The organism is Leptolyngbya sp. FACHB-36 (assembly GCF_014695955.1).
Lineage (GTDB): Bacteria > Cyanobacteriota > Cyanobacteriia > Leptolyngbyales > Leptolyngbyaceae > FACHB-36.
Genome location: NZ_JACJPG010000452.1, coordinates 1 through 1,866, shown reverse-complemented (window position 1 = coordinate 1,866; position 1,866 = coordinate 1). Strand labels below are relative to the sequence as shown.

Genomic DNA, 1,866 nt, shown 5'->3' with positions numbered 1-1,866 from the left:
CTATTAGCACAGCGGCTCCACCCAACATGATTCTGTTGAATCCTTGAAACTGTTTCACAATTCATTCCTCACTCAAACAAAACACGGTTGAATATAGAGCCGCAAGACGGTTACTGTCGCAGACGATTCGCCCACGTTACTGCTTTGGCGGAGTAGCAGGCTGATTTGCCTTAATTTCCTCTTGTGGCACAGGTGCCAGCGCTTCTAGCTGAAACGTACTCGTAATCTTGGCTTCCGGTTGACAATTGGGCACGAGTTGAACCCGATTACCACGCACCTCGTAATACGACTTTGGAGGTCGCCCGCCTTGTCCTCCCACGCTAATGTCGGCATTCTTCAGTACTAGCAAGGGCTGCAACCGTTCAATTCGGCGTAGAATCGCCTGGGTCTGGCTGAAGTTACCTTCAAATGAGAAGGTTGCGGCTTCCCGCTTCAGCTTGCCGTTGACCAAGGCTCCATAGGAGCTATCGTTAACGACACCTGTAGCAGCCGGAAGAGGGGTCAATTGACGAATCTGCGGTTTAACGACCAAGTCACCATACTGCTGCTTGAAGTCGGCGCGGTTCTGTCTTGCTTCTAGTGGACAAGACGCGAAGCGAGCATTTTCTTGCCGTTGAAATTCTCGTGGGGACGGAGTACCTACCTGTCGGTTCAGGTCCAGCGGCAGCGTATCAAGGCTAGCTTCGTTGGCAAACAGAGCAAGCACATCCCGACGCTGCCGATCAGCAGCCGCTAAATCAGCTCGCGCCTTTTCAATTTGCTGCTTGATTGCGGCTTGCTGAGCAAGCTGGTTATTCTTATCGCGCACTTGCGCATCTAGCTCTTGGTTCCTTTGCCATTCGGGCTGCACCAGGCTGGTGAACAAGTAGGCAGCAATGCCCAAGCCTGCTAGCGCTAGCAGCACTCCGCTGACGATCGGCGTCAGCGCAATCCCAAAGACAACAGGGTAATTGGGACCCGCATCATAAGAATCACCTGGAATAAAATCATCACTGACCGTCATTTTTGAACGACCCCCTTACGTTGCAGCGCTTCAATTCGGGTGACGAGTCCAGCCGCACCCTTACGATTGAGTTCTCTTACCAGTTCCGATGCGGGCACCTCGTTCAACGCCGTTCGAACCGTAAACTCCACCCTTTGTGGCAGCGATGGCAGATTCTTTTCATCGAACGTTGTAGTGCGCTGTGTATTCTGGCCCAGACGAGGCAGTTGCAGTCGCTCCTGACTTTGCTGAAGCTGCGATTTAATCAGCTCAGTTTTTTTGGCATCCAGAAAGTTGGAGCTTTGCAGCAGAATCAAGTAGTCACCCACTGCACCCGTCGATTCTGCCAGTCCACTAATTTCAATCGTGGAGGCGGCAACCGGACTGGGAGCAGCGTTTGGCTGGGGAGACGCATTTGCTTGAGGACGGGGCGAGGGTTGGGGAGCAGCCTGTCCTGGTCTTGGTACCGTCTGCTTAATAGCCGTGATTTGAACATTATTCGGCGTCAGATCACGCAGATCTTGAAGGATGGCAGACCAAGGTTTGATTTGGTTAAACACCGTTGCCAGCGCTGTCGTCTCTTCCCTAGCTTGTTTCGCTTGGTTGTTGATGTTGGTGAGTTCGTTTTTCTGCGCTGCCAGCGCGCCCAGTTGACGATCGAGGTCTGCCTGCTGCTGCGCTAGATCCGCATTGCGGTTTTGCAGATACAGCCACGACCCCAACGCTAATGCAGGCAGCAGCACCGCCGCGATCGCGCCGAGCACTAGCGGACGACGATCGCCTGACGACGCCGCGACTGATCGAGTTTTTGTTCGCGACGCCGCATCCGGCTTATATTCCGGTCGATCGTTTAAAAAGTTAATATCCAACCCGTACATATCACA

Annotated in this window: 2 protein-coding genes; both read right to left on the bottom strand. The window is 53.2% G+C overall.

Going from position 1 to position 1,866, the window contains the following annotated elements:
• Positions 1-136 precede the first annotated feature (136 nt).
• A complete protein-coding gene (locus tag H6F43_RS12765) occupies positions 137-1,003 on the bottom strand; it encodes a hypothetical protein (protein ID WP_190343129.1) in 867 nt (288 codons plus the stop codon).
• The coding region (locus H6F43_RS12760) for a PilN domain-containing protein (RefSeq protein WP_206754559.1) at positions 1,000-1,866 on the bottom strand (867 nt) is incomplete at its 5' end. The genes H6F43_RS12760 and H6F43_RS12765, both read right to left, overlap by 4 nt.